Source organism: Aeribacillus sp. JST-2 (assembly GCF_056032925.1).
Window position 1 is genome coordinate 21,769 of the sequence record NZ_JBVVUU010000001.1, and the last position, 22,811, is coordinate 44,579.

Consider the following 22,811-nt stretch of genomic DNA (forward strand, 5'->3'; position numbering starts at 1 on the left):
GGCATCTTTTTTCATTCCGCTTTCACCTCCTTCCGTTAGTTTTTCAAAACAGAAAACATTGCATACGTCAAAAATCATTGTCGAATGCTTATAAAAAAATGAATGAATTTCAACTTTCTCTGCCGAAAAGAAACTAGTTTTGTCGCCTTGGAAGGATTCAGAAAAAGGAGAAAGAATTGGTTAGCAAAGAACTTGAAAAGAGGGATGATTTATGAATTCTTTTATTGGCTCACAAGAAGTATTGAAAAAATTAATGGAAATGGAGCTACAAATCGAACGATTGGAGAACGAGTTGAAACAGAAAATTGAAAAAAAAATTGACAAGGAAGCTGAAAAAATTTCCCGAACCATGGCTGAACATACGGAAGACTTGAAACGTTTTCAAGCACAGCTTATTAAGTGGCAACATGAAAGCAATCGAGAGAAAAAAGCGGCATCATACTGATTGGGAGGGAATGTTCGAATTGGTGCTGACGAGGCAGATTTGTTATGATGGTATCGGGGTGAACAACCTTGAAGGAAGATCAAATGAAAATTCTCACCGAACAGCTGTTATCTGTCATCCGAGAAAGCGCCAATCGAATGGCAAAAACAAAAAAAGAAGAAAAAACTTTTGATTTCTATGCGGAGGTGAAACCTTATGTTGATGAAATCTCTGCTTTGTTAGATGAATGGGAAGTGTTAGCGAAAAAATGGATCAGTACTTGCCGCCCGAAATATCTATATCCCCAGCAGATTGAAACAGCAAAAGACCACATTGAAAACATTGCGATTCAATCTTTTTTTCACGATACGAGCCAAACAAGATTTAATAATAGGAAGCAATCAGCAGAATATACGCTGAAACACTTGCTTAGCGAAGTTCAAAACAAGGTTGCGGAAAAAAAAGAAAAAGCAGAGAAATGAAAGCCTCTCTGCTTTATTTTCATGAATCATTTATGAAATCGTATATTCTGGTGCAACGGCGCCTTCCTGCTCCAACGCTTTCATGATATGTCGATAATCTTTAATATTGATGGTTCCGTAGATGTAAAGTTTGCGAGCAAAATCCAACAGTTCGTTGGCGCATTCAGCATCGTAATTTTTTTCCCGTTTAAATTTCTCCCTTAACAATTGCACTGTCATAAAACATTCCCCCTTATTCCCTTATATTAATATGTTATCATCTATTAGACAATAATCAATTGTAAAAAAATGAGAACTTCCGACATGATTTGACAGAGCACTTTTTGGCCGGAAAAATCATAAAATAAGATTAAGAGCCAGCAAATGAAGAATCGATTTAAAGGGGGGATTCACAATGTATTATGATGCAAGATATGGGTGGATGAGGCCTCTTCCTTACAACCAGTATTCAACGGTGGAACCATTTTATTTTTCCTCCTTTCCAACCCCATTTTTTTCGCCGCAGCTTCCAATTATGACGCCATATCCAAAGCCTATGCCCATTATTATTCCAAATGGAGGGAATTCACCTTTTATGACTTCTTTTAAAAAGGAAGATGGGCAGCTCGATTTCAATAAAATGATGGATACGGCTGGACAGGTTGTAAGTGCAATGAACCAGATGTCATCTTTGTTAAAAGGTGTTTCGCAAATATTTAAAACGTAATGCCGGAGGGGAAAGATGGGTGGACTTGAACTCGTTTTGCGCGACATTGTCATCGATCCGCAGCTTGTCATTGTCGTACCGGCTTTAATGATTTTAGGATATGCCCTAAAGAGAACGCCGTTTATTCCGAATTGGCTCATTGTATGGATCATCATTTTCGGCGGAGTCGTTGCGAGCGTTTTTACATTAGGGTTTACGGTAAACGGTGTGGCGAATGGAATTATCGCAGGAGGGTTTGCCATAACGTCTCACCAAATGATAAAGCAGACGAAAGAAGGCAACAAAAGAAAAGACTGTTAAAGGGTTCAGAGCAATGATTCTGAACCCTTTAAAATGAATCTGCAATCGGTATGTTCTTTTTTCGGGAAGGAATGACAATGACGAGTTTCTCATTCTCAAAAGACGCTTTCATTTTTGTTGTATCTGCATAAGGAGGAAGATAAAAAGATTTTGAACATGTTCCCTGAGATGCGAACATCTCGACGATCTGCTTTTGATCGTTTGCCTGTTCGTATTGCTGGCGATGTTGAACGGAAACAGTTAATACATTGTCAAACAACCCAATCTGTATTTGCTCTTTTTTGACTCCAGGGAGCTTGCCCTCCACAATCAATTCTTTGTCCGATTCAAAGGCTTCTAATTGAAATAATGGGAGAGACATTGTCTTTTCAAACAAATCTTGAAAAGGTTTTAAAAGCGATTGGAAATAGGAAGGTTCAAAAAAGTGATGAAGATAATTGGGAAAGTGAGCAGACTGTGAAGATGGCAAGATGTCTCCTTTTTCCTTCTTGTCCCTATCCATCGTTTCGCCTCCTTTCTTCACCATTTATATGCAAAAGATTTTCAAAAGGTTTTTCCATCATGGCAAAGTCGATGAAACTACCTTTATTGACGAACGTTTATTCGTTACAATAGACGTAGAAACAGAGGAGGAATGACAGATGTTTCGGAGGAAATCATTAGAGGAAGTTATCGAGAATTTTAGAAATGATGAACGTTTTCGCAGCCAAATTGTTTACTGGCATACAATAGAGGGAAAAGAAGCAACCTCCGTCCCCTTTCCTGATGAAATGGACGGCCGGCTGAAACAGGCTTTGTTGAAAAGAGGAATCAATTCTTTATACAGCCATCAGAAAGAAGCGTTTGAACTGGCGTTAAAAGGAAACAATATCGTAGCCGTGACGCCGACGGCTTCCGGAAAGACGTTGTGCTACAATTTGCCGGTTTTAAACGAAATTTTAAAAAACAGAAATGCAAGAGCGTTGTACCTTTTTCCGACAAAAGCATTGGCTCAAGATCAAAAAAGCGAATTGAACGAATGGATTGAAGAGTTTGGGGGTGAAGCCATCCATTGTTATACATATGACGGGGATACATCTCCTTCCATACGGCAAAAGGTAAGAAAAGCAGGGCACATTGTCATGACAAACCCTGATATGCTCCATTCGGCGATCTTGCCTCATCATACAAAATGGGTGGCTCTATTTGAAAACTTAAAATATGTCGTGATCGATGAATTGCACACGTACCGCGGTGTTTTTGGCAGCCATGTTGCAAATGTGATCAGACGTTTAAAACGAATTTGCCGTTTTTACGGAACTGACGTTCAATTTATTTGCACCTCTGCAACGATTGCCAATCCGAAAGATTTTGCAGAGACGTTGTTAGGAGAAGAAGTTTTCCTGGTTAACAAAAACGGTGCGCCAAGAAGCAGAAAGCATTTTATTTTTTATAATCCGCCCGTCATCAATAAACCGCTTAACATTCGCAGAAGCGCAACACTGGAAGTGAAAGAAATTGCAAAACAATTTTTGCAAAACGATATTCAAACGATTGTTTTTGCCAAAAGTCGTATGCGGGTGGAAATCATTTTGACATATCTTCAGGAGCTTTCGAAAAAGGAAATCGGCATGAAAAAAATTCGCGGCTACCGCGGCGGCTATTTGCCAAAACAACGAAGGGAGATCGAAAAAGGCTTGCGGGAAGGGGAGATCAAAGGAGTAGTCAGCACAAATGCTCTTGAGCTGGGAGTCGATATCGGCCAGCTGCAAGTATGCATTATGACAGGATATCCCGGAACGATTGCAAGCGCTTGGCAGCAGGCGGGGCGCGCCGGCCGGAGGGAAGAAGAATCGGCCGTTATCCTTGTCGGCGGATCGAATCCGTTGGATCAATACATTTTGCAGCATCCGGAATATTTCTTGGAAAAAAATCCGGAAAGCGCGATTGTCCATCCAGACAATTTAATTATTCTTGTTGACCATTTGAAATGCGCGGCGTTCGAACTTCCTTTCCAAACAGGGGAAACATTCGATGGAGTGGAAATCAACGAAATACTTGATTTTCTAAAAGAAGAAGGATTGCTTTATAGAAATGGAAACAAATGGTATTGGATGAGTGATTCATTTCCGGCTCATGATATTAGTTTAAGATCAGCCTCTAAGGAAAATGTTGTCATCATCGACAGGTCTGAAGGTGCACGAGTGATAGGTGAGATGGACCGTTTCAGCGCAATGACGATGCTGCATGAGGAAGCCATTTATTTGCATGAAGGCAAGCAATTTCAAGTGGAAAAGCTTGACTGGGAAGAGAAAAAAGCATACGTTACGGAAGTAAATGTTGATTATTATACAGATGCCAATCTTGCCGTCCAATTGAAAGTGCTGGAAGTGGATGAGGAACATAAGCGAAAAAATTTTGAAGCCGGATTCGGCGATGTCATGGTGCTTGGAAAAGCGACGATTTTTAAAAAAATAAAATTTGGAACGCATGAAAATATCGGGTCGGGGCCGATTCATCTGCCTGAAGAAGAACTCCATACAACGGGTGCTTGGATCAGCTTCAATGAAGAAATTTCCGATCGTTTTTCAAAGGAACAGATGGAAAAAGGCTTGATCGGCCTCAGCCATGCTTTGAAATATGTCAGTTCGCTGGCGGCCATGTGCGATCCGAACGACCTTCATGTCGTCGTCCAAGTAAAGTCGGTTCATAACGCGAAGCCGACGATCTTTTTGTATGACCGCTACCCCGGGGGAGTCGGGTTGTCAAAAAAAGTATTTGAAGAAATCGATGAACTGCTTTTAAAAGCGGAAGAGATGATTTCAAGCTGCACTTGTGAGGACGGCTGCCCATCATGCATTGGACTTGACATTGCGATGAACGGCCGCAAAAAAACCGCTGTCCAGTTACTGCAATTTGTCAGAAAGGACGAATCATATGTCCATAAAACATAAGTTAAACCGTTTGAAAAAACATCTTGTTGATGAGGACAAGAAATCCGATGCTCAAAATCTGGAAATTCCTTATTTGGAAAAGTGGCAAGAAAGCGGTGTAAGACCTTTTTTCTATGATGGCCAATACATCCTTATTCGCGAAGTGGAATATCCTGTACATGTTCGCCACGGATTATATGAACTGCGGGAAGTGCTTGATGCCGTTTCTTCCTGGAACGATTCTGATTTGGTGCATCCTTTATCGGCAAAAGGGCACAAACCATCCGAATTGTTTTTTTTCGATACGGAAACGACAGGCTTAAAAGGCGGTGTCGGTCACATGATTTTTTTGTTAGGTTATGCCCGAGTCTTTGCCGACAAAGTGGTGCTAAAGCAGCTTTTTTTGCCTAAGCCGGGGAATGAAGTCGCGTTTTATCAATATTTTTTAAGCGAAGTCAACATTAAAACGCTAGTCACTTATAACGGAAAAGCGTTCGATTGGCCTCAAGTGAAAACGAGACATACGTTAATACGTGATATGCTCCCGCAATTGCCGGATTATGGCCATTTCGATTTATACCATGCGGCAAGACGGCTATGGAAGAAAGGGATGGATTCTGTAAAGCTGGCAAATGTCGAGAAAAAAATTTTGCAAGTTGAACGGACGGAAGATACACCCGGGTATTTAGCGCCTATTCTTTATTATCAATTTTTGCAGAATCCCAATCCTGATCTTGTTCTTAGCGTTTTCAAACATAATGAATGGGATATTCTTTCCTTAATTACACTTTATACTCATTTGTCAAAAAAACTGCTGTTTCCCGAGAACATACTTTACGAAGAAGAACTGTTTGAGGTGGCAAAATGGTTTCAGGCGGTTGGAAACGATGAACGCGCTTTTGATTTTTATGCCAAGGTAAATGAAAAGACGAACGGAGAGCATTTGCAAGCAAAATTTGAAATGGCGATGATGGAAAAGCGGAACGGACGATTGTCCGAAGCAAACCGCCTGTTTTATGAGATTAAAGAACAGGGTAGAGGTTCATTAAAAATCAAAGCTTTAATCGAACTAGCCAAATATTACGAGCATTATGAAAAAAATTTTGCTGCCGCGCTGATGATGACCAATGAAGCAATCGAAACCATTAAAATGGTGGAACGTCTGAAAGTCTCAACCAGTGCAGAAAAAGAAGCGCTGTTAAAAAGGAAACGAAGACTTGAAAAAAAGAAAAGCACAAATATGAAGTTAGACAAGTGAAACGTTTCCTAAACCGAATTCGTCTAGATTCATTGAGGAAAATAAATATTGAAAATGCGAAGATGTGAAGAAGCATGGACGTGAACATTTATTTAAATTTACGAATATTGGCAGGACCTTCTATATCTTGAAGGTCTTTCGTATTGTCATGAAGAATTGGAAATGATTTGATAAAAATTATGAAGGAGGAATAGGATAGGATGTATAAAGGGATGCTTTATTTATTTTTTCTTGTCCTATGTGTCATTTTTTTTGTTTTTACCACCTTTCAAGATGCTTTATACGCACTGCTGTAAAAAATAGGTGTTTCAATTAGTACATGTACACCTTCCTGTTCATAGGCTGTTATTGAAAACAACTTATGATTAGGAAGGGGAAATGAAGATTGATGATGAGGCCGAATGTATTTTCGCCGATTGTTCATCCGACGAAGTGTTGTGTCAACCACACCTTTTCGAAAACAATAGTTCCACATATTCATCCAATTCATACAACGAATGTCAATCACCATATGTATCAGCATATGCACTATTACCCGCACACTCAATCGATGGCCAATGAAGTATTCCATCAACATTTTCAATGCGGCAGACCATATTGCTGATGAAGCGGAGGGAGCTGTTTCCATCGGCTCCTTTCTTCTAACAAAAGCAAAGTTCATGCTAGAAAAAAGGGTTTGACAAAGATTAAATTGACATTAATCAGGAAGTTTGAAAAAATAGAAATTAAGATTTCCCACAAGTTGAGGTGAATCGAAATGATTTCAGATAAAATCAGATTAACGGCAAAAGAAATTTTGGAAAAAGAATTTAAAACATCCATGCGGGGCTACAAACAAGAAGAAGTCGATAAATTTTTAGATGTGATTATTAAAGATTACGAAACGTTCCACCAAGAAATTGAACAGCTTAGGCAGGAAAATATGCGGTTGAAAAAACAACTTGATGAAGCTTTGAAAAAACAACCAACGATTCAAGCGAACACAACCAATTTCGATATTTTGAAACGCTTGTCAAATTTAGAAAAACATGTTTTTGGCAGCAAACTATACGAGTAATGCCAGTTTTCTTCACTTGAATTTTTTCGGCATTTTCACTATACTACATAGTGCGGTTTGAGGATAACGTTCGGGTAATCGCTGCAACGGTTTTCCGTTGTAGAGGAAAGTCCATGCTCGCACGGTGCTGAGATGCCCGTAGTGTTCGTGCCTAGCGAAACCATAAGCTAGGGCAGCTTCAAAAGCTGACGGCGGGGAAAGTGCCTAAACCTCTTGGAGGCATGGCATGATTACCCTGAAAGTGCCACAGTGACGAAGTCTTGCGAGAAATCGCAAGAGTGGAACGCGGTAAACCCCACGAGCGAGAAACCCAAATGATGGTAGGGGCACCTTCTCTGAGGAAATGAACGAGGAGAAGGACAGAAGCAAAAGCTTCTGTAGATAGATGATTACCACCCATATTTTTCAATATGGGTACAAAACATGGCTTACAGAACGTTATGGATGAAACCGCAATACTTGCTCTCCAGACGGGGAGCTTTTATTTTACATAAAAGACGGGTGAAAAAATGGCTAAACCGTTTACCATCGTTGCAACAGCCGCTATGGGAATCGAAGCTTTGGTCGCCAAAGAAGTCCGCAATTTAGGATACGACTGCAAAGTGGAGAACGGAAAAGTTGTGTTTGAAGGGGATGAACTGGCAATTTGCCGGGCAAATTTATGGCTGAGAACAGCTGACAGGGTAAAACTGAAAGTGGCCGAATTTCCCGCCGCCACTTTTGAACAATTGTTTGCAGAGACGAATACTGTTGATTGGGCCGCTTTTTTGCCTGAAAACGTCCAGTTTCCAGTTATCGGAAAGTCTGTTAAATCAAAGCTTGCCAGCGTATCGGATTGTCAAAAAATTGTCAAAAAAGCGATCGTCGAAAAATTGAAGAGGCAATATCATAAAACTTCTGATTGGCTTGAAGAGAGTGGACCAGTCTATAAAATTGAGGTCGCTTTGCATAAAGATATTGCAACGATCACGATTGATACAAGCGGCAGCGGATTGCACAAGCGGGGATACCGAATCCGCCAAGGGGAAGCTCCGTTGAAAGAGACGCTGGCTGCCGCGCTCGTTCTGCTGACGAACTGGAACCCAAACAGAACGTTAATCGATCCGTTTTGCGGCTCTGGCACCATCCCGATCGAAGCGGCATTAATCGGACAAAATATAGCCCCTGGCTTTAACAGGGACTTTGCTTCGGAAGATTGGGAATGGCTTGGGGCAAAATATTGGAAAATGGCAAGAGAAGAAGCGGAAGATTTGGCGCGCTATGATGAGAAGCTTGATATCATCGGAGCAGACATCGACCATAAAATGGTTGAAGCGGCAAAAGAAAATGCCATGGAGGCGGGACTTTCCGATGTCATTGCATTTAAGCAAATGCAGGTAAAAGATTTTCGCTCAAAAAAAGAATTTGGAGTGATTATCGGCAATCCTCCATACGGCGAGCGGCTTGGCGAAAAGAAGCATGTTGAAGAACTGTATCAACAGATGGGAAAAACGTTCTCTCTTTTAGACACTTGGTCTGTCTATATTTTAACGAGCCATCCAAATTTTGAACGGTTATACGGGAAAAAAGCAACTAAAAAACGCAAGCTTTTTAACGGGTTTATTCAAACAAACTATTACCAATTTTGGGGTCCTCCCCTTCCAAAAGCGTATAGAAATGATCCACCCCGCATATACTGAAATGTATGCAATTTTTCATTGGGGTTGGTTAATTGATATGACAAGGGAAGAATTTTTGTTAATTTCGCAAGCATTAAAAAATACATATGAAATTCTTTCTCAAAGCGAAATGAATGAAAAAGCGATTCATCAGCTTTATGAAGCGGAAGGGCTCTTGAAAATGGCTGTTTTGCACGAATCGTCTGCTCCGTTTTCGCTTCAGGCTAAAAGGCTTTCCTGAAAATAGGAAAGTCTTTTTTCTGTAAATTTTTGACGCCATATATCTTGACGTTGCAAGATAAAAATGAAATAATATCTACTTTATGGACTGCGTTTTTCAAAACAAAAGATTTCTAGGAATGATGCATGGGGGTTAAGTGGATGGCATTAAATGGGTTGCCTTTTCATATCTCAAAGGATGAAAATTTTTACGATGCTTTAAGCGGCTGGATTGGAGACGTATTGTATGACATTTTGCCGGAAAAAGGTTTTGAATTGCGCGATGAACAAGTTTACATGGCGTTTCAGCTTGATCGTGCTTTTAAAGACAAGAAAGTAATGTTTGCTGAAGCCGGTGTCGGAACGGGAAAAACGATTGTTTATCTGCTATATGCGGTTGCTTATGCAAGGTACACTGGGAAACCTGCTGTCATTGCCTGCGCAGATGAAGCATTAATTGAGCAGCTTGTCAAAGCAGAAGGAGATATAGATAAGATTGAGAAAGCGCTTGGATTAAACATTGACGTCCGTTTGGCAAAATCGATGCACCAATATTTATGTTTGGACAAGCTCGAAAATGCACTTGGCGCGCTTGAAGATGATATGTATTATGAGCTATATGAATCATTGCCTACATTTGTTCATGACACAAGCGGGATGCAGGAGTTCCATCGGTACGGAGACCGAAAACAATATCCGCATTTTTCAGATGAACAGTGGCGGAAAGTGGCGTGGGATCCGTTTCAAAATTGCTTTTCATGCGAAAAACGTCATCGGTGCGGGATGATGCTTTCTCGGGATTACTATCGAAGAGCAAAAGATTTAATTGTTTGCTCCCACGATTTTTATATGGAACACGTTTGGACAAAAGAATCGCGGAAAAGAGAAGGCCAGCTACCCCTTCTTCCTGATCATTCATGCGTGATTTTTGATGAAGGGCATTTATTGGAATTTGCGGCTCAAAAAGCGCTCGCCTATCGCATAAAAAAAGACACATTAGAAGCGCTGTTGGAAAAAATTTTGCAAAATGATATACGTGAAGAACTTGCAGAGTTGGTTGAGAAGACACTTGAAATGAATGAACGGTTTTTTCATAACTTGAAACAGCATGCTGAAAAAACGGCTGGATCCAATCGGTTGACAATTAGAAAAACGAAAGCATTGATGGAAGAAACGGAGCAATTTTATCAGAAGCTAACACAATTGTCCGAAGAGCTTGTTTTCGAAAGTGAACTGTATACGATCAATGAATATGAACGGAGAATTGTTGAGGAATATCTAGATCAAATGGAATTTTCTTTTGGCCTATTTTTACAAAACAAAGAAACGATCTATTGGCTCGAAAATGAAAACCATTTAACATTTGTCATCATGCCGCTTTCCGTTGAAAAAATTTTGCGGGAAAAGGTATTTTCTAAAAAAATACCTTATATTTTTTCTTCGGCAACGATGTCGGATCAAAACGGGTCTTTTGCCTATTTAGCGAAAAGCCTTGGAATTATGGATTATTATTCATTTTCTGTGGACTCACCGTTCGATTATGAAAAAAACATGAAAATTACGATCAAACAAGGGGATGAAGAGGAAAAGCTTGAACGGGTGCGGTCGGTCATCCAAAAATATAAAGGCCGGACGCTAATTTTAACTAGAACGGAAGATGAACTGACGTTTTTGAAAAACCATTTGCCTGCTCTTTGGGATCATTGCTTGTTTGAAGGAGACAAGGAAATTAGTGAACTAGTGAAATCTTTTCAACATGATGAAGCAGCTGTTCTGTGCGCTCTTCATCTTTGGGAGGGACTTGATATACCCGGTTCATCACTTGAGCACGTCGCCATTTGGTCTTTGCCGTTCCCGCCCAATGATCCTGTTTTTGAAGCAAAGCGGAAATCTGCGGAAGATCCGATCTTGGAAGTTGATTTGCCTTATATGATTTTGCGGTTAAAGCAAGGGGTGGGACGCCTTATTCGGACGAAGGAGGATCACGGTGAAGTGACCATTTTGATTAACAAAGAAACAGATGAATATATCTTAAAAGAGGTTCTCAAAGCATTGCCGGTACAACCTGAAGTGGAAAAATAAGGCTTTGTTCTTTGTAATTTTTTTATTTTTTAGTAATTGGGGTGATGGCGATGGATGTCAAACAGAAGGAACGCGATTTTTTGCAATATGTCAGAAAGATGGAAAGTTATCAAGAAGCGTTGAATTTGATGTACTGGGATTTGCGGACGAAAGCACCGAAAAACGGGATGGATCACCGCGCCGAGACCATCGGTGTACTGTCGGCCGAATGGTTTCAAATGTCCGTTTCTGACGAAATGAAGAAATTTCTTGATGAATTATCAGAAAGCGATGTTTTTGTGAAGCTCTCTAGGGTGGCGCAAAAAACTGTCCAACTTTGCAAAGAAGATTATGTTAAAAATGTCAAGATTCCAAAAGAGGAATACCAGGCATATGCCGTGCTTCAATCAAAAAGCGAAACTGCTTGGGAAGAAGCGAAAGAAAAGGCGGATTTTGAAAGGTTTGCTCCTTATTTAAAAAAACTGATTGAGTTTAACAAAAAATTTATTTCGTATTGGGGATTCAAAGATCATCCTTATAACACACTATTAGACCATTATGAACCGGGCGTCACAGTCGAAATGCTTGATAAAGTGTTTAACCAACTGAAAGAGCGGTTTATACCGTTTGTCGGCCAAATTGTCGAATCGGAACATAAACCGGACACCTCATTTCTTTATCAAAAGTTTCAAAAGAAACAACAAAGGGAGTTTTCCAAGTTTTTATTGAAAGAAATCGGCTATAATTTTGATGCAGGCCGTCTTGATGATACCGTTCACCCGTTTGAGATTAAAATTCATCACGGCGATGTTAGAATTACTGCAAAATACGACGAATATGATTTCCGCACCGCTGTTTTTGGCACAATCCATGAAGGCGGGCATGCGATATATGAACAAAATATTGCCGGTCATTTGGCAGGGACGCCGCTTGATGAAGGAGCTTCCATGGGCATCCACGAATCGCAATCTTTATTTTATGAAAATATGATTGGGAGAAACTATTCCTTTTGGAAACGATATTATGAAAAGCTGAAGCAATATTCGCCAGGCCAATTCGAACATGTGGCGCTCGATGATTTTTATCGAGCCGTCAATGAGGTGAAACCGTCCCTCATTCGCATTGAAGCCGATGAATTAACTTACAGCCTCCACATCATAGTCAGATATGAAATGGAAAAATTATTGTTTGAAGGGGCTCTTAGTGTTGAGGAGCTTCCGCACGTATGGAATGAAAAATATAAGCAATATCTGGGAATTGCTCCTGATCATGACGGCAACGGCATTTTGCAGGATGTGCACTGGGCTGGAGGGAGTTTCGGCTACTTCCCTTCATATGCACTTGGATACATGTATGCAGCTCAATTCAAACAGAAAATCGAGACGGATCTCTCCGATCTTGATCAGTTGATCGAAAATGGCGAATTTGCAGCAATACGAAGCTGGCTTTCAAAGCATATTCATCAATACGGCAAGATGAAGAAGCCTTTGGAAATTGTAATGGAGGCCACAGGAGAGCCGCTCAATCCCACTTATTTTATCCAATATTTAGAACAAAAGTATAAAGACATTTATCGGCTGAAATAAAAAAACTCGCGAAACACGCGAGTTTTTTTAACCCTTTTTTGCCCTTCCGGCAAGGAGAACAAAATAACATAAAAGACCGAACAAGCACGATATGATGAGTGCATGAGTCAATGCAAAATAAAGATTTAAGTTGGACAGGATAATGGAAATACCCGTGACGGCTTGCAGAATAATAAGAAGAAAGGCGATGATCCATCCCCAATAGATGACTTTTTGTCCACGGTAATGTTTCATAGCGTGAATCATGGCGATGGCGATCCAAATAAAAAGCAAACCAGCAGCCAAGCGGTGACTCATCTGCACCCATTCATGTATGGTTTGCGGTGCAAGGCGGTTATCGCTGCAAAACGGAATGCTTGGACAGGCAAGGCTTGCCCCTTTATGGCGCACATAAGCTCCCGTATAAATGACAATATAACTGTAAATAATGATTCCGTAAATATGGAAGCGCATTGTTTTTCCTATAACAAGTGAATCTGCATCGAACTTGTTGTCAACTTCAAAAATCAACAATGTTAATAGCAGCACCGCAGCGAACGAGATGAGCGAAATGCCGAAATGAAGCGCAAGAACGGCTTTTGATTGTCCCCAAACAACAGCAGCTGCGCCAATGAGAGCCTGTAAAATAATGAAAAAGATGGCGAGAAAACAAAGCAGCTTTGTCTCCCTTTTATGTCCGATTGCCTTCCAGGCCCAAATGACAAGAGCCAATACAAGCACCCCCGCTACGCCGCTTACAAGACGGTGGGAAAGTTCAATAATCGTCTCAATTGTAAGCGGATCCGGGAGAATTTGTCCGTGGCAAAGAGGCCATGACCGGCCGCATCCCATGGATGATCCAGTTTTCGTCACCAATGCACCGCCGATTAAAACAAAAAGCATAACGATCGTTGTCAATACCGCAAGCCATTTTAATAAATGTCGCATATGCTTCACCTGCTTTCAAAATAATATGTTTTTTTGATAAGGGCATTTTAAGATAAAATTTCCCCCTGCACGAGAAAAAGCTTGAATATTAAATTGGAGTTTGCTAGAAATATAAAGGGAAGGTTTTTTGTCGAACATCGCACTTATTTATTATAATAAGAATAACATTTGATTTACATTGCTTCACAATTTCGACAAACTTTATTCGCAAAATGTACACAAAAGTTTGACGAATTATGGTTAAATACTATATGTACGTTTCTTTCACTCCTTTTTTTTCTTAAGATGGAGGTAAATGCTTTTCAGCTGCAGTTTTGTGCAGTTGATTCAGAGGAGGTAATATGTATGGCCAATACAAGGGGTGAAGTTGTTTACAAAGAGCCGTTAGAAGAGACGACCTCTTCTTTCAAAGACTTTTTGGCTCTTATAAAAGTTGGGATTGTCAATTCGAACTTAATCACCACTTTTACTGGTTTATGGCTGGCATTATATTTCAGCGGAAAAAGTTTTTTAGATTATATAGATATCATTTGTTATACGATTATTGGCTCAGGCTTGATCATTGCCGGGTCGTGTGTAATCAACAATTTTTATGATAAAGATATTGATCAAATAATGGAAAGAACGAAAACACGGCCTACTGTAACCGGAAAAGTTACAATGTTCCAAGCATTATCCTTGGGCATTGGCTTCATAGCTTTGGGAACCATCATGCTTTTGATGGCATCTGTGACAGCCGCGGTAATCGGATTGATTGGTGTGTTTTCTTATATTGTATTATATACAATGTGGACTAAACGCCAATACACTTTAAATACAGTTGTTGGCAGCATTGCCGGAGCTGTACCGCCATTGATTGGATGGACGGCGATTGAAGAGTTGAATCTTATTCCATGGATTTTGTTTTTGATCATGTTCATCTGGCAGCCGCCCCATTTTTTGGCTTTGGCGATGAAACGTGTAGATGATTACCGGAAAGCCGGTGTTCCGATGCTTCCGGTTGTACACGGATTTAATATTACAAAAAGACAGATCATCGTTTGGGTTGCGTGTTTGCTGCCGCTTCCATTTTATCTGTTCAGTTTAGGCATTGGCTTCGTCGTTTTGGCGACCATTTTAAATGTAGCATGGCTCATTTTGGCGCTCATTGGACTGAAAATGAAAAATGATATAAAATGGGCTAAATGGATGTTTGTTTATTCCATAAATTATTTGACGATATTATTTGTAGCAATGGTTGCGTTTTCCATTATTTAAGATCGGTTGCAATTCTTTCTAAAGTTTATGTATAGAAGGAATTCTTCATTTTTTTAGGAGTTTGAGACATTTAACAATGAAAGAGGGGTTGTTTAGCAATGAAAAAGCTGAAATGGCGTCTTTTTTTACTTTTTGCAATCATGGCGCTCGTTCTATCCGGCTGCGGCGAACCGTTTATTTCCACGTTGACGCCAGCGGGAACTGTTGCCGATGAACAATTTTCGCTCATGATGTTGAGTACGGCAATCATGGTGATCGTCGTGGCGGTTGTCACCATTATTTTCATTTACGTGTTGTTAAAATTCCGCCGGAAAAAAGTGGGTGAGAAAATACCAGTACAAGTGGAAGGCAACCATAAACTTGAAATCATTTGGACTGTTATTCCTATTTTATTATTGGTTGTCTTGGCAGTACCTGTGGTAGCTTCCACTTTCCATTTGGCGGATGTTGATCCAATGGAAAAGGCGTTGGCCGATGAGAAAAACAAAGGGAAAGATCCACTTGTTGTCAATGTAAGAGCCAACCTTTACTGGTGGGAGTTTGAATACCCTGGATATGGTGTGATTACAAGCCAAGATCTCGTTCTTCCCACTGATGAAAAAGTGTATTTCAATGTAAAGGCTTCTGACGTTAAGCACTCATTTTGGATTCCTTCAGTTGGAGGGAAAACAGATACAAACACTGAAAACGAAAATAAGTTTTGGTTAAAAATTGATTCAAAACGTGCTGAAGAAGCCGGAAACATTTTCTACGGAAAATGTGCTGAACTATGCGGACCTTCGCACGCATTAATGGACTTTAAAGTTAAAGCCGTTTCCCGTGATGAATTTAATTCATGGATCGATAAAATGAAAAACGTTAAGGCAGAAGCAATTGCACAAACAGAATCAGCCAAAAAAGGCGAGCAAATATTCCAAGATAAAGGGTGCATCGGCTGTCATGCAGTTACACCTGCGGATAATCGCCCTGAACAAGCACGCACCGCTCCAAATTTAGGGAATTTTGCTGATCGTGAGCGCGTTGCCGGTATCTTGGAACATAACGAAGAAAATATTAAAAATTGGCTGAGAGATCCTGAACAATATAAACCTGGAAATAAAATGACAGGAACTTACGATAAACTTACAGAAGAAGAAATCAATGCATTAACGGATTATTTGGAAAGCCTTTCAGTTGAAAAGTAATGGATGACTAATGAAAAAGGAGGTTACATCGTGAGTACGTTAGCTCGAAAAAAAGGGTTCTGGCCAACAGTTTGGGACTATTTAACAACTGTTGACCATAAAAAAATTGCCATATTATATTTAATAGCCGGGGGACTCTTTTTTGCCATTGGTGGTCTTGAGGCGCTGTTGATGCGTATTCAATTGGCGGTACCGGAAAATGACTTTGTCAGTGCCGGAACGTTTAATGAACTTATGACAATGCACGGGACAACAATGATTTTCCTTGCGGCAACTCCGCTTTTGTTCGCTTATATGAATGCTGTTGTTCCGCTGCAAATCGGAGCTCGTGACGTGGCATTTCCGTTTTTGAATGCATTAGGCTTTTGGCTGTTTTTCTTCGGGGGTGTTTTCTTAAATTTAAGCTGGTTTTTAGGGGGAGCTCCCGATTCAGGTTGGACGGCATATCCTTCAATCTCTTTAGACTCTCCTGGACACGGAGTTGATTTTTACATACTCGGTTTGCAAATTTCAGGGATTGGAACATTAATTGCCGGGATCAACTTTATCGTCACGATTATTAACATGCGTGCACCCGGAATGACTTATATGCGCATGCCGTTGTTTACGTGGACGACATTTGTTTCATCAGCGCTCATTTTGTTTGCTTTTCCTCCTTTAACGGTGGGCATTACATTGTTGATGTTCGACCGACTGTTCGGAGCAAACTTTTTCAATCCGGAATTGGGCGGAAATACAATCATTTATGAACACATTTTCTGGATCTTCGGACATCCTGAAGTGTATATCCTAGTATTGCCGGCATTCGGAATATTTTCGGAAATCATTCCTACATTTTCACGGAAGCGTTTGTTCGGATATACATCAATGGTGTTTGCAACGGTTTTAATCGGATTTTTAGGATTCATGGTTTGGGCTCACCACATGTTTACGACAGGTCTCGGCCCAATTGCGAACGCAATTTTTGCGGTTGCTACCATGACAATTGGTGTACCGACCGGAATTAAAGTTTTTAACTGGCTGTTTACGATGTGGGGAGGAAGTATTCGCTTTACAACGCCAATGCTTTATGCAGTAGGTTTTATCCCTTCTTTTGTCATGGGTGGCGTGACTGGTGTCATGCTTGCAGCAGCCCCGGCGGACTATCAATACCATGACACATATTTTGTCGTTGCACACTTCCATTATGTTATCGTAGGCGGAATTGTCACTGCAATCTTGGCTGCTGCACATTATTGGTGGCCGAAAATGTTTGGAAAAGTACTGAATGAAACGCTCGGCAAAATTACGTGGTTGCTATTTTTCGTCGGTTTCCATTTAACTTTCTTTATCCAACACTTCTTAGGGCTAATGGGAATGCCGAGACGTGTATTTACGTTCCTGTCAGGACAAGGATTTGACACAGGCAACTTAATCAGCACGATCGGTGCCATTTTAATGGCAGTTGCGGTTGTTCTCCTGTTGTTCAACGTAGTAATGACTTCTATTAAAGGTGAAAAAGTTGGAGCAGATCCTTGGGAAGACGGCCGTTCTTTAGAGTGGGCTGTAGCTTCGCCTCCACCTGAATACAACTTTAAACAAACACCGCTTATTCGCGGATTAGATCCTTTATGGATTGAAAAAATGGAAGGAAAGAAAGGCTTTACGCCGGCTGAACCGATCAGCGATATTCATATGCCGAATTCTTCCATTCTGCCATTCTTTATCTCATTAGGATTGTTTATTGCAGCATTCGGGCTCATGTATCACAATGACTATTCATGGGGCGTACCGGTGGCCATCTTCGGCTTCATCGTCACGTTCTTTACAATGCTTTTGCGTTCGGTCATTGATGATCACGGCTATCATATCCATAAAGAAGATCTTTTAAAAGATGATGAAGATGGGGGGGTTCGGGCATAATGCATGTTGAAGAAAAATTGACGGCTGAAACGTTTCCGGCTGAGCCGGAAAAAGCAACCCTCGAAGGAAAAAACAAATTTATTGGATTTTGGGTATTTCTTGGTGGTGAAACTGTTTTATTTGCCACATTATTTGCAACATTCCTTGCTTTGAGAAACTCTAATGCGGGCGGTGCCACAACACAGGAATTGTTTGACATTCGCCTAGTGTTTGTGGCGACCATGCTATTGTTAACAAGCAGTTTGACGAGCGTATATGCAATTTATCACATGAAAAATTTCCAATTTGGAAAAATGCAGTTTTGGTTGGGCATCACCGTGTTATTAGGCGCTGGATTCCTTGCATTGGAAATTTATGAGTTTTACCATTATGTGCATGAGTACGAATTTAAAATGACAAGCAGTGCTTTAGGTTCTGCCTTTTACACGCTTGTAGGCACACATGGGGCACACGTTGCATTTGGTCTTATGTGGATCTTGGCGCTTATGATTCGCAACGCGAAACGCGGATTAAACCTATACAATGCACCTAAATTTTATGTTGCAAGCCTCTATTGGCATTTTATCGACGTTGTTTGGGTATTCATTTTCACAGTTGTATACTTAATGGGAATGGTGGGATAGGCAATGGTAAGTGAAAATTCACGAAGCCCAAAAGTTGATTTAGCGTATCGCCGCAAAAAAAATGCGGAAGAAATGAAATATCAAGTAGTTTCATTTGCATTAATGATCTTTTTAACAATTGTTGCATTTATTACAGTAGGTTATGACGGCATCAGTGAATGGTTGAAGGTGCCGTTCATCGTCCTCTTGGCATGTGTACAAGTAATTTTCCAATTATATTATTTTATGCATATGAATCACAGAGGACATGAAGGACCGCAATTTTTCATTTGGTCAGGCATTTTCGTTACGTTTCTGACAGTTCTTGCTTTTACAACAATTGTTTGGTGGTAAAAACGGAAAGAAGCAGCTGGATGTAAACCGGCTGCTTCTTTTTATGTGTCATAAAACGTTCATTGAAATGTAAAAAAAAGAACAGGTATAATAAAATGAACAATAGATGTTTTGAGGGATATTGGTAAGGAGCTGATTTGCATGGATTTAGAAATTTTCGGGTTTAGAGCATTGTGGAGTCCTGTTTTTTTTGTTTTTTGTTTCGCTTTAGTCGTTCTATATTACGTTATGATAAGTTCTTTACGGCAATATTTTCATCATTCCCGACCAGTGAGCAGAAAACAGCAGCTGGCATTTTTGGCAGCAATTGTTCTTCTGTATATTAGCAGAGGGAGCCCGCTTGATTTATTGGGACACATTACGTTTACGGGTCACATGGCATCAATGGCCATTTTGTTTTTAATGGTTCCACCGCTCATCATTATTGGATTGCCAGACTGGTTTTGGAAAACGATTTTAGAAAAACCGATAATCAAACCGATCATGAATTTATTTACAAAACCGATTGTAGCAATGCTATTCTTCAACATGACTTTTTCTTTCTATCATGTTCCTTTTATCTTTGATATTGTTAAGACGAATTCCTTTTACCATGAGACCGTAACGGCTGTCATTTTCTTTGCCGCCTTTTGCATGTACTGGCCGTTAATCGGCAAAGGCCAACTTTTTCATTCCATTGGCGGACTTAAAAAGATTGTTTACATTTTAGGAAACAGTGTATTAATTACACCCGCTTGCGGCTTGATTATTTTTGCAAATGCTCCGCTCTTTGAAACATACTCAAATCCCGAAGCTTGGGTGCAAACGCTAAGCTTATGCGTTCCGGCTGACACATTGTCGCAATTATCTTTGTCAGGTCCTGAAATGTTCACCGGCATGCCGCTTCTTGAAGACCAACAACTTGGCGGTGTGATCATGAAAATATTGCAGGAAATTGTTTATGGAACGTTTTTGGCTCACGTTTTTTTTGAATGGGCAAAGAAAGAACGGGAAAAAGAAGAGGTTGACATTCGCTCATATTCTCCAGAACCTACAAAATAAAAAAACTGCAGATATTTCTGCAGTTTTTTATTTTTCTTGCAAGCTTTCAATTGCTTCCTTGGCTTTTTTCAGCAATTCTTCACATGTTGAAACAATAGTGGATGGGAAATGTTCATCCTCGCCATATTCGACGCCGTGTGGATAGTAATGTTTTCCAAGGATTGGCGTCAACAGTTTGATAAGTGCATAGCGGCTGCCTACATCACCTTCGATCGCATAGCCTTGAATTCTTAAATAGTACACATCGCCTTTATGTTCGAATTTTCTGTCGAAGGTGACGCGTTCGTAATCCCATTGTCCGGCAAGAACAAACCCCAAGTCTTCCAAAATATCTTTTAGCCTTGACAATTCAGCTGTCAGCCCTCCAAGACCAATCTGTTCAAATTTCATATGTATTCCCTCCTAAGCGCTTTCACCAAAACTTTATTATTATACTGTTTTAATAATAGTATGAATGACCAAATCTTGCAATGTTCTATATGAATCATTTGTTTCTGAATGTTGAACAATGCCGAATAATTTGTATGCGAAAGCATCATAATAGAGCAATAAAAAAGGTTAACGAGAGGTGTCCGTTTTGAAAAAAGTGAAAGACATCATGTCAAAAAAATTCAGTTATTGCACCCCGCTTGACAATGTATATGAAGCAGCCGTCAAAATGAAAAAATTCAATGTCGATGTCATTCCGATCATAGAAAATGAGCAGCTCATTGGAATGGTCACAAATCGGGATATCGTCATAAAAGGAATTGCTGAAAAACACCCGGGATCCACAAAAATAACCGACATCATGACAAAGGAAGTCGTGGAAATCGCACCTGAAGCAACAGTTGAAGAAGCAGCACAATTATTTGCAGTCCATCCAATACAGCAATTGCCAGTTGTCGAAAACGGTCAGATGATCGGAATGGTGAATAGGACTGATGTAAAACAGCAGGCATGAATGTTTTTGTTTTTCCGAACTGCTTTGCTTCTTCTGAAAATCGAACTGATAGAAGCGGAAAAAAAGCTCTATTGATGAAATATTTGCAAACCACCTTCATTTTTGATTAAAATTTTATTATAGAAGCAATGACAGAAAAGGGGAATTGAACTGAGAAGAATTGGAAGAGTTTTATTTTTGCTTGTGGTGATTACGTTAACGTATATTGCCTACATCACCTTTTATGAAAAACCTGAACATAAAACAGATGAGACGATTGTTTCTGAAAAAGAACAAAAGAAACTTGCTGTAGATTCAGGAATAATTTCGTTTGTCGGCAAATCGTCTAAAGCGGTGATAGATGCGTTCGGAAAACCTGATCGCATCGACCCGTCAAGATATGATTATGAATGGTGGATATATAATAAAGATTTGAATCACTATAAACAGTTTGGCATTTTGGACGGCAAAGTTGTTACGGTTTATGGCATCGGCAAGGACGTGAATTTAAGCCCATTTAAAATCGGCCAAACATCTGATCAAATTTTTCACCTGATTTCTCCTGTTCCTTATATTTCTGTCAAAATCGGATTAAATTCTTACCGGTTTGAACTGTCGGAAAGCGATATGAATGTCAGGCCAACCGTTCCGTTTACCCGAGACGTATATGTACAGCTGTATATCGATAAATATAACGGAGCACTTTCAAGTGTAAGAGCATTTAACGCACATACTTTTGTCAAACAACGTCCCTATGAAATGGCCTATAGAGGAAATTTGCTTGAAGCAGAACCGATACCGGAGGCAAAATGGCGGAAAATTGAGCAAGGAGAAGAGCGGCAAATATTTGATATCACCAATGTGATCCGGAAAAGAACCGGACTTGCAACTTTAAAATGGAACGGAAAAGCTGCAGGAGCCGCTTATTTGCATAGTAAAGAAATGAGCGATAAAGGATATTTTTCACATGAATCCCCCGAAAAGGGCACATTGTTGGATAGATTAACGTTAGCGGAGGTCAGCTTTGAACTGGCAGGTGAAAATATAGCTCAAGGCTACATGGATGGAATTGATGCCGTAGAAGGCTGGTTAAATAGCCCCGGCCATCGGAAAAACCTTCTTGAAAACCGCTTTACGCAATTAGGGGTCGGCGTATACAGAAATTTTTACACACAAAATTTTATTAAATAATCACGAGGCAGCTAGCCTCGTTTTTTATTGAACTCACAAATTTTCCAATCTTTTATATATTGATAATAGAAAAAGAATACGAGGTGGTTACATGAAAGGGATTACGTCCTCGGAAGCGTTCAATCAATTTAAAAGTTTTATAAAAAAACATCCTGCACTCATTAAAGAAGTCCGCAAACAAAATAAAAGCTGGCGGGAAATTTATGAAGAATGGAAAATACTAGGGGATGATGATCCGGTTTGGCAGAAATACAGGCAGGAAAATCAAAATATTATAAAGAACAATCAGCCGCAAGATGTCCTAAAAAAAATGGTAACTGTATTTTCCCGTTTAGATGCCGAGAAGGTGAACGAGCATTTAGAGCGAATGAATGAAGCGATATCGACATTGCAGTCCATTTTGTATGAACTGGATGACATGAAACAACACAATCACAACCCACCTCTTTTTATCGATCGGAAGGATTAGTAAAAATGTGAAAAGATCTATATGCATACATTGAAGACAATTCTCTTTTCGCAAAAAACCTTACTGGAATCGGGCGTTGTCTAGGAGACCGGAAGTTCTTGAAATGGAAATGAATAACGATTATGAAAAGACAATCCGCACAAAATAGAAAAATTCTCCAATTCCCTGGCGATGTTGTTGATGGTTATGTCCCCGTTGCGGCTTTCAATCTGGAGGATGAGAGTGGAACTTGGCAGTTTGCCAAGTTTTTTGTTTTTTATGCTCATGTTTTCATCGATTTTGTTAAAAAATACATGTAA

General features: G+C 40.0%; 27 protein-coding genes and 1 other RNA gene. 24 read left to right on the plus strand and 4 right to left on the minus strand.

Going from position 1 to position 22,811, the window contains the following annotated elements; genetic code table 11:
- The first annotated feature begins 211 nt into the window (after positions 1-211).
- Positions 212-445, plus strand: a complete 234-nt coding sequence (locus tag AC0KTX_RS00135) for a hypothetical protein (RefSeq protein WP_474250200.1) — start codon at positions 212-214, stop codon at positions 443-445.
- 68 nt (positions 446-513) lie between these two features.
- A complete protein-coding gene (locus AC0KTX_RS00140) occupies positions 514-906 on the plus strand; it encodes a YppE family protein (RefSeq protein ID WP_474250201.1) in 393 nt (130 codons plus the stop codon).
- Positions 907-936: 30 nt separating this feature from the next.
- Here AC0KTX_RS00140 and yppF read toward each other — a convergent pair whose 3' ends face one another.
- Positions 937-1,125 (minus strand): YppF family protein, encoded by a 189-nt coding sequence (gene yppF, locus AC0KTX_RS00145; RefSeq protein ID WP_474250202.1) that lies wholly within the window; start codon positions 1,123-1,125, stop codon positions 937-939.
- 175 nt (positions 1,126-1,300) lie between these two features.
- On the opposite strand from yppF, the gene AC0KTX_RS00150 reads away from it, so the two are divergent.
- A complete protein-coding gene (locus AC0KTX_RS00150) occupies positions 1,301-1,612 on the plus strand; it encodes a YppG family protein (protein WP_474250203.1) in 312 nt (103 codons plus the stop codon).
- A 15-nt stretch (positions 1,613-1,627) separates the two neighbouring features.
- Entirely contained in the window at positions 1,628-1,912 is a 285-nt protein-coding gene (locus AC0KTX_RS00155) for a phage holin family protein (protein ID WP_474250204.1), read from the plus strand.
- Between the two features lie 28 nt (positions 1,913-1,940).
- On the opposite strand, the gene AC0KTX_RS00160 is transcribed toward AC0KTX_RS00155, so the two are convergent.
- The gene (locus AC0KTX_RS00160) at positions 1,941-2,414 is read right to left on the minus strand and encodes an Hsp20/alpha crystallin family protein (protein WP_474250205.1); all 474 of its coding nucleotides are present in this window, start codon (positions 2,412-2,414) and stop codon (positions 1,941-1,943) included.
- 139 nt (positions 2,415-2,553) lie between these two features.
- Between AC0KTX_RS00160 and AC0KTX_RS00165 the strand changes: the two genes are divergently transcribed.
- The 9 genes from AC0KTX_RS00165 to AC0KTX_RS00205 all read left to right on the plus strand — a co-directional run bounded on the left by AC0KTX_RS00165 (position 2,554) and on the right by AC0KTX_RS00205 (position 12,663).
- Positions 2,554-4,845: a DEAD/DEAH box helicase gene (locus AC0KTX_RS00165; protein ID WP_474250206.1), complete on the plus strand. Its 2,292-nt coding sequence runs from the start codon at positions 2,554-2,556 to the stop codon at positions 4,843-4,845.
- Positions 4,829-6,082 carry a ribonuclease H-like domain-containing protein gene (locus tag AC0KTX_RS00170; RefSeq protein WP_474250207.1) on the plus strand — a complete coding sequence of 418 codons (1,254 nt, stop codon included), beginning with the start codon at positions 4,829-4,831 and terminating at the stop codon, positions 6,080-6,082. Before AC0KTX_RS00165 ends, AC0KTX_RS00170 begins: the two co-directional genes overlap by 17 nt.
- Positions 6,083-6,470: 388 nt before the next feature.
- Complete coding sequence (locus AC0KTX_RS00175) at positions 6,471-6,686, plus strand: CotD family spore coat protein (protein ID WP_474250422.1); 216 nt, start codon at positions 6,471-6,473, stop codon at positions 6,684-6,686.
- Positions 6,687-6,839: 153 nt separating this feature from the next.
- Positions 6,840-7,139: a cell division regulator GpsB gene (gene gpsB, locus AC0KTX_RS00180; RefSeq protein WP_474250208.1), complete on the plus strand. Its 300-nt coding sequence runs from the start codon at positions 6,840-6,842 to the stop codon at positions 7,137-7,139.
- Positions 7,140-7,205: 66 nt separating this feature from the next.
- An RNA gene (gene rnpB / locus AC0KTX_RS00185) (RNase P RNA component class B) lies at positions 7,206-7,575 on the plus strand.
- A gap of 73 nt (positions 7,576-7,648) precedes the next feature.
- Complete coding sequence (locus tag AC0KTX_RS00190; protein WP_474250209.1) at positions 7,649-8,818, plus strand: THUMP domain-containing class I SAM-dependent RNA methyltransferase; 1,170 nt, start codon at positions 7,649-7,651, stop codon at positions 8,816-8,818.
- A gap of 55 nt (positions 8,819-8,873) precedes the next feature.
- Positions 8,874-9,038, plus strand: a complete 165-nt coding sequence (locus tag AC0KTX_RS00195; RefSeq protein WP_474250210.1) for a hypothetical protein — start codon at positions 8,874-8,876, stop codon at positions 9,036-9,038.
- Between the two features lie 140 nt (positions 9,039-9,178).
- A complete protein-coding gene (locus tag AC0KTX_RS00200; protein ID WP_474250211.1) occupies positions 9,179-11,098 on the plus strand; it encodes an ATP-dependent DNA helicase in 1,920 nt (639 codons plus the stop codon).
- Between the two features lie 44 nt (positions 11,099-11,142).
- A complete protein-coding gene (locus AC0KTX_RS00205) occupies positions 11,143-12,663 on the plus strand; it encodes a carboxypeptidase M32 (protein WP_474250212.1) in 1,521 nt (506 codons plus the stop codon).
- 27 nt (positions 12,664-12,690) lie between these two features.
- Here the strand turns inward: AC0KTX_RS00205 and AC0KTX_RS00210 are convergent, their stop codons facing one another.
- Positions 12,691-13,590 (minus strand): COX15/CtaA family protein, encoded by a 900-nt coding sequence (locus AC0KTX_RS00210; protein ID WP_474250213.1) that lies wholly within the window; start codon positions 13,588-13,590, stop codon positions 12,691-12,693.
- A 345-nt stretch (positions 13,591-13,935) separates the two neighbouring features.
- Here AC0KTX_RS00210 and cyoE point away from each other — a divergent pair, with 345 nt between their 5' ends.
- The 6 genes from cyoE (at position 13,936) to ctaG (ending at position 19,930) form a co-directional block, all read left to right on the plus strand.
- Positions 13,936-14,847 carry a heme o synthase gene (gene cyoE, locus AC0KTX_RS00215; protein ID WP_474250214.1) on the plus strand — a complete coding sequence of 304 codons (912 nt, stop codon included), beginning with the start codon at positions 13,936-13,938 and terminating at the stop codon, positions 14,845-14,847.
- A gap of 98 nt (positions 14,848-14,945) precedes the next feature.
- A complete protein-coding gene (gene coxB, locus AC0KTX_RS00220; protein WP_474250215.1) occupies positions 14,946-16,031 on the plus strand; it encodes a cytochrome c oxidase subunit II in 1,086 nt (361 codons plus the stop codon).
- A gap of 30 nt (positions 16,032-16,061) precedes the next feature.
- Entirely contained in the window at positions 16,062-17,933 is a 1,872-nt protein-coding gene (gene ctaD / locus AC0KTX_RS00225; protein ID WP_474250216.1) for a cytochrome c oxidase subunit I, read from the plus strand.
- A complete protein-coding gene (gene ctaE / locus AC0KTX_RS00230; RefSeq protein WP_474250217.1) occupies positions 17,933-18,556 on the plus strand; it encodes a cytochrome c oxidase subunit III in 624 nt (207 codons plus the stop codon). Before ctaD ends, ctaE begins: the two co-directional genes overlap by 1 nt.
- A gap of 3 nt (positions 18,557-18,559) precedes the next feature.
- Positions 18,560-18,889: a cytochrome c oxidase subunit IVB gene (gene ctaF / locus AC0KTX_RS00235; RefSeq protein ID WP_474250218.1), complete on the plus strand. Its 330-nt coding sequence runs from the start codon at positions 18,560-18,562 to the stop codon at positions 18,887-18,889.
- A 141-nt stretch (positions 18,890-19,030) separates the two neighbouring features.
- On the plus strand, positions 19,031-19,930 hold the full coding sequence (ctaG, locus tag AC0KTX_RS00240; RefSeq protein ID WP_474250219.1) for a cytochrome c oxidase assembly factor CtaG: 900 nt from the start codon (positions 19,031-19,033) through the stop codon (positions 19,928-19,930).
- Between the two features lie 27 nt (positions 19,931-19,957).
- On the opposite strand, the gene AC0KTX_RS00245 is transcribed toward ctaG, so the two are convergent.
- Positions 19,958-20,320 carry a YugN family protein gene (locus tag AC0KTX_RS00245; RefSeq protein ID WP_474250220.1) on the minus strand — a complete coding sequence of 121 codons (363 nt, stop codon included), beginning with the start codon at positions 20,318-20,320 and terminating at the stop codon, positions 19,958-19,960.
- A 196-nt stretch (positions 20,321-20,516) separates the two neighbouring features.
- Here AC0KTX_RS00245 and AC0KTX_RS00250 point away from each other — a divergent pair, with 196 nt between their 5' ends.
- The 5 genes from AC0KTX_RS00250 to AC0KTX_RS00270 all read left to right on the plus strand — a co-directional run bounded on the left by AC0KTX_RS00250 (position 20,517) and on the right by AC0KTX_RS00270 (position 22,811).
- Positions 20,517-20,873: a CBS domain-containing protein gene (locus AC0KTX_RS00250; protein ID WP_474250423.1), complete on the plus strand. Its 357-nt coding sequence runs from the start codon at positions 20,517-20,519 to the stop codon at positions 20,871-20,873.
- Positions 20,874-21,023: 150 nt separating this feature from the next.
- Positions 21,024-22,043, plus strand: coding sequence for a CAP domain-containing protein (locus AC0KTX_RS00255; RefSeq protein ID WP_474250424.1), 1,020 nt, complete (start codon positions 21,024-21,026; stop codon positions 22,041-22,043).
- A gap of 91 nt (positions 22,044-22,134) precedes the next feature.
- The gene (gene ylbD / locus AC0KTX_RS00260; RefSeq protein ID WP_474250221.1) at positions 22,135-22,512 is read left to right on the plus strand and encodes a spore coat protein YlbD; all 378 of its coding nucleotides are present in this window, start codon (positions 22,135-22,137) and stop codon (positions 22,510-22,512) included.
- Between the two features lie 76 nt (positions 22,513-22,588).
- Positions 22,589-22,660 (plus strand): hypothetical protein, encoded by a 72-nt coding sequence (locus AC0KTX_RS00265; protein ID WP_474250425.1) that lies wholly within the window; start codon positions 22,589-22,591, stop codon positions 22,658-22,660.
- The gene (locus AC0KTX_RS00270) at positions 22,635-22,811 is read left to right on the plus strand and encodes a hypothetical protein (RefSeq protein ID WP_474250222.1); all 177 of its coding nucleotides are present in this window, start codon (positions 22,635-22,637) and stop codon (positions 22,809-22,811) included. Before AC0KTX_RS00265 ends, AC0KTX_RS00270 begins: the two co-directional genes overlap by 26 nt.

Excerpts from the sequence above, each read along its gene's own strand:
- AC0KTX_RS00160 (WP_474250205.1), bottom strand. The coding sequence starts at position 2,414 with ATGGATAGGGACAAGAAGGAAAAAGGAGACATCTTGCCATCTTCACAG.
- AC0KTX_RS00175 (WP_474250422.1), top strand. The coding sequence starts at position 6,471 with ATGATGAGGCCGAATGTATTTTCGCCGATTGTTCATCCGACGAAGTGT.
- ctaE (WP_474250217.1), top strand. The coding sequence starts at position 17,933 with ATGCATGTTGAAGAAAAATTGACGGCTGAAACGTTTCCGGCTGAGCCG.
- AC0KTX_RS00205 (WP_474250212.1), top strand. The coding sequence starts at position 11,143 with ATGGCGATGGATGTCAAACAGAAGGAACGCGATTTTTTGCAATATGTC.
- cyoE (WP_474250214.1), top strand. The coding sequence starts at position 13,936 with ATGGCCAATACAAGGGGTGAAGTTGTTTACAAAGAGCCGTTAGAAGAG.
- AC0KTX_RS00200 (WP_474250211.1), top strand. The coding sequence starts at position 9,179 with ATGGCATTAAATGGGTTGCCTTTTCATATCTCAAAGGATGAAAATTTT.
- AC0KTX_RS00165 (WP_474250206.1), top strand. The coding sequence starts at position 2,554 with ATGTTTCGGAGGAAATCATTAGAGGAAGTTATCGAGAATTTTAGAAAT.
- AC0KTX_RS00150 (WP_474250203.1), top strand. The coding sequence starts at position 1,301 with ATGTATTATGATGCAAGATATGGGTGGATGAGGCCTCTTCCTTACAAC.
- AC0KTX_RS00155 (WP_474250204.1), top strand. The coding sequence starts at position 1,628 with ATGGGTGGACTTGAACTCGTTTTGCGCGACATTGTCATCGATCCGCAG.
- yppF (WP_474250202.1), bottom strand. The coding sequence starts at position 1,125 with ATGACAGTGCAATTGTTAAGGGAGAAATTTAAACGGGAAAAAAATTAC.
- coxB (WP_474250215.1), top strand. The coding sequence starts at position 14,946 with ATGAAAAAGCTGAAATGGCGTCTTTTTTTACTTTTTGCAATCATGGCG.
- AC0KTX_RS00245 (WP_474250220.1), bottom strand. The coding sequence starts at position 20,320 with ATGAAATTTGAACAGATTGGTCTTGGAGGGCTGACAGCTGAATTGTCA.
- AC0KTX_RS00210 (WP_474250213.1), bottom strand. The coding sequence starts at position 13,590 with ATGCGACATTTATTAAAATGGCTTGCGGTATTGACAACGATCGTTATG.
- AC0KTX_RS00270 (WP_474250222.1), top strand. The coding sequence starts at position 22,635 with ATGAAAAGACAATCCGCACAAAATAGAAAAATTCTCCAATTCCCTGGC.
- AC0KTX_RS00190 (WP_474250209.1), top strand. The coding sequence starts at position 7,649 with ATGGCTAAACCGTTTACCATCGTTGCAACAGCCGCTATGGGAATCGAA.
- gpsB (WP_474250208.1), top strand. The coding sequence starts at position 6,840 with ATGATTTCAGATAAAATCAGATTAACGGCAAAAGAAATTTTGGAAAAA.
- ylbD (WP_474250221.1), top strand. The coding sequence starts at position 22,135 with ATGAAAGGGATTACGTCCTCGGAAGCGTTCAATCAATTTAAAAGTTTT.
- ctaG (WP_474250219.1), top strand. The coding sequence starts at position 19,031 with ATGGATTTAGAAATTTTCGGGTTTAGAGCATTGTGGAGTCCTGTTTTT.
- AC0KTX_RS00170 (WP_474250207.1), top strand. The coding sequence starts at position 4,829 with ATGTCCATAAAACATAAGTTAAACCGTTTGAAAAAACATCTTGTTGAT.
- AC0KTX_RS00135 (WP_474250200.1), top strand. The coding sequence starts at position 212 with ATGAATTCTTTTATTGGCTCACAAGAAGTATTGAAAAAATTAATGGAA.
- ctaF (WP_474250218.1), top strand. The coding sequence starts at position 18,560 with ATGGTAAGTGAAAATTCACGAAGCCCAAAAGTTGATTTAGCGTATCGC.